The sequence below is a fragment of the Corallococcus sp. AB018 genome, assembly GCF_003986945.1.
GTDB classification, from domain to species: Bacteria; Myxococcota; Myxococcia; order Myxococcales; family Myxococcaceae; genus Corallococcus; species Corallococcus exiguus.
Genome location: NZ_RAWR01000400.1, coordinates 1 through 3523, shown reverse-complemented (window position 1 = coordinate 3523; position 3523 = coordinate 1). Strand labels below are relative to the sequence as shown.

General features: G+C 69.3%; 2 protein-coding genes. One reads left to right on the top strand and one right to left on the bottom strand.

Features of this window, described 5'->3' with window-relative positions; all coding sequences use genetic code 11:
* The first annotated feature begins 419 nt into the window (after positions 1 to 419).
* Complete coding sequence (locus D7Y11_RS42075; RefSeq protein ID WP_126936473.1) at positions 420 to 2585, top strand: glycosyl hydrolase family 18 protein; 2166 nt, start codon at positions 420 to 422, stop codon at positions 2583 to 2585.
* Positions 2586 to 2658: 73 nt separating this feature from the next.
* Here the strand turns inward: D7Y11_RS42075 and D7Y11_RS42070 are convergent, their stop codons facing one another.
* Positions 2659 to 3408: a 1-acyl-sn-glycerol-3-phosphate acyltransferase gene (locus D7Y11_RS42070; protein ID WP_120577509.1), complete on the bottom strand. Its 750-nt coding sequence runs from the start codon at positions 3406 to 3408 to the stop codon at positions 2659 to 2661.
* Positions 3409 to 3523 lie beyond the last annotated feature (115 nt).

The window sequence follows — 3523 nt, the reverse complement described above, 5'->3', positions numbered from 1 at the left end:
GCTCTTCGTTGATGGCCACTTTGCGTCCCCGCATGGCCTCTCTTACTGCTCCCCACCACTCCGCCTCGCACGCAGCTGTCAGGTAGGCGTCTGGCGATCCGCTCGCTTAAATGCGGGGATCACTCAGCCCGCCCGCCCCAGCCGTCACCAGGCGTGTTTCCCTCTGAAGCCAGACGCCCGCCGCGCCGCTGACACAGCAGCCTGCCGTCCTGGCGACGTGCCGAAACACCCCACCCCATGGCTTGAACACAGACGATGAATCGCGGTGTTTCTCGCCCTGCGATTCGCCAGGTCCCCCCTTGCACGTCCGCCAATCCAGGCGCGGCGACAGGGCGACCGGGGGACCCCTGCCACGCGCCGCGAGCAGGGGGATGCGGTTCCCCCGGCCCCGCTCTTTTCACCTGGCAGCAGGAGAGAACTTGAGAAGGCAGCTCATTGGGTTCCTCGTGGCGTTGGGCGCCATGCACACCGGCTGCGGTGGCGCGCCGGACTTCACGTCCACCGCGGGAGACGACGACTCGCTGGGGAATTCCGGGGACGCGCTCGCGAGCGCGACCACGATGTTCGACGACGGGCTCGGCTCGGGCTGGCAGGACTGGTCCTGGGCGACGCACAGCCTCAGCGCGACGAGGCCCGTGTACGCGGGCACCCGTTCCATCTCCGCGACGTTCGGCCCCTGGACGGGCCTGTACTTCCACCACGCGGGCGTGCCCACCACGGGCCAAGGCTTCGTGGAGCTGCAGGTGAACCCCGGCGCGACGACCAACCCCGCGCTGGCGCTCTACGCGAGCGTGGGCGGCGTGGCGAAGTCGCCCGTGGCGCTCAACCCCACCTGTACGGGCGGCACGCTGAAGGCCAACACGTGGACGCTGTGCCGCATGCCGCTCTCCACGCTGGGCGCGGCGAACACGACGCTGGATGGCCTGGTGGTGATGGAGAACGCGGGCCGCTCGCTGCCCGTGATGTACCTGGACAACGTGCGCCTGGCGGCGGGCACCACCGCGCCTTCCGCGCCCACGGCCCTGAAGGCCACGGGCTCCGCCACGGACGTGGCCCTCACCTGGGGCACGGTGACGGGCGCTTCCGGCTACCACGTGTATCGCGCCACGTCTCAGACGGGCACGTACACGCGGCTCACTTCCTCCGCGCTCACCGCCGCGTCCTACAAGGACACCAGCGCGGCCGTGAACACGACGTACTGGTACGCCGTCACCGCGCTGAACGCGGTCGGTGAGAGCGCGAAGTCCGCGGCGGTGTCCGGCAAGCGGACCTCCACCACGGGCGTGAGTGTCAGCGTCACCCCCGCCAGCGTGACGCTGTCGCGAGGCGGCGTGCAGACCTTCACCGCGCTGGTGACGGGCAACACCAACACGGCCGTCACCTGGAGCGTGCAGGAAGGCGCCACCGGCGGCACCGTCACCACCAGCGGCACGTACACCGCGCCCCAGACGGCGGGCACCTACCACGTCGTGGCCACGAGCAAGGCGGACACGACGAAGAAGGCCACGGCGGACGTGGTGGTGACGGGCCCGGTGGGCAACACCAACAAGTGGGTGTCCGGCTACTACACGGGCTGGAACGCGGATGACTACCCGCCGGAGAAGGTGGACTTCAGCGCGCTCACGCACATCATGGTGGGCCGCGTGACGCCGAACACGGACGGCACGGTGGACGCCATCTTCGACAACTCGAATGGCTCCGCCATGGCGAAGACGCTCTCCACCCGCGCGCACGCGGCGGGGCGCAAGGCCATCATCATGGTGGGCGGCGCGGGCGAGCACGCCAACTGGGTGGGCGCTGCCTCTTCCGCCAACCGGGAGAAGTTCGTCCAGAACCTGCTCAAGGCGATGGACGACCACGGCTACGACGGGCTCGACATCGACTGGGAGCCGGTGGAGGAGGCGGACAAGCCGAACCTGCTCGCGCTGGTGCAGCGGCTGCGTCAGGTGCGGCCCAACATGCTGCTGACGTTCCCCATTGGCTGGATCAACAACAACTTCGCCACGGACGCGTCGCTCAAGTGGTACCCGCAGCTGGCCCAGTACCTGGACCAGGTGAACGTCATGTCCTACGAGATGATTGGCGTCTGGGGCGGCTGGGATTCGTGGTTCACGTCCGCGCTCAAGGGCGAGTCCGGCACCCACCCGACCTCCGTGGAGTCCAGCCTCAAGGCCTGGGTGGCCGCGGGCATCCCCAAGGAGAAGCTGGGCATGGGCATCCCGTTCTACGGCCTCGCGTGGCGGCACATCACCGGCCCGCGCCAGCCCTTCACGGACTGGTCCGACTACGTGGGCGGGGACAACTCCTTCACGTACAAGAAGATTCTGGCGCTCTCCAAGACGGGCACGCTCCAGTGGGACGCGGCGGCGCAGGCCAACTACGTCACGTTCAACACGCCGGTGGAGGACGGCACGGTGCGCTGGATTACGTACGACGGTCCGGAGGCCATCCAGGCCAAGGGCCAGTACGCCAAGGCGAACGGCTACGGCGGCACCATCATCTGGACCATCAACCAGGGATGCACCGACCCCGCGACGGGCACCAACCCGCTGCTCACCGAGGTCAAGAAGGCGTTCCTCCAGTAACCGGGATGGCCTGAAGACAGACGGCCGCGTGGGCACCCGCCCGCGCGGCCGTTTTCGTACAGCGTGACGCGGACTACGCGGAGGGCGGCACGGCGGAGGGCGGAGCCGTGGGGGCCACCGGCTCCGGGCCACCTGCATAGACGCCCTGGTACGCGGGCGGCAGCAGCGCGGCCACCCGGCGCATCATCGCGTCCACCAGCGCCTGGCGCGTGTCGGAGGAGCCGGACACCTCCGGCTCCAGGTCCGCCATGCGGAACGCGGGCCCGAAGGTCACGGTGACATCCGCGTGGAAGAGCCGCTCGCCGCCCATGTCGGAGTCGTTGATGGGCATGAGCTTCTCCGTGCCCGTGAGCGCCACCGGGACAATGGGCACGCCCGCGCGCTTGGCGATGAGCCCCACGCCCTTCTTCGCCTCGAGCAGGCCTCCGGCGCGGCTGCGGCCCCCTTCCGGGAAGATGAGGACGGACTGGCCGCCCTTGAGCAGCTCCACGCAGCGGCGCAGCGCTTCGATGTCCGGCGAGTTGGGCGTGATGTCGATGGTGTCCATCGTCTCCGCCGCCAGCCGGGTCATCACGGTGCCGTGCAGCTTCACGCCCGCCAGGAAGACGATGCGCCGGGGACGCAGCGCCCGGTAGAGCGTGAAGCCGTCCGCGTTGGACAGGTGGTTGCAGATGAAGAGGCAGGGGCCGTCCGGCAGGTCCTTCAGGCCGTACACCTTCGCGTGGGACAGCCGTCCCCACACGCCGTGCATCAGGCCGCGCACGACGTGGCGGCGCAAGCCGTAGGGGAGCAGCGACATCAGGGCGAAGAGAAGTCGAAGCACGGGCCGGCCCACGTCCTTTCCGGATGCCCCTGGTCACCAGGGGGAGCGATGGCTGGACGTCCTTCTAGAAGATGTAGTCCCGCCCGGTGGGGTGGGTCAGCGGTCCTCCCTGAGC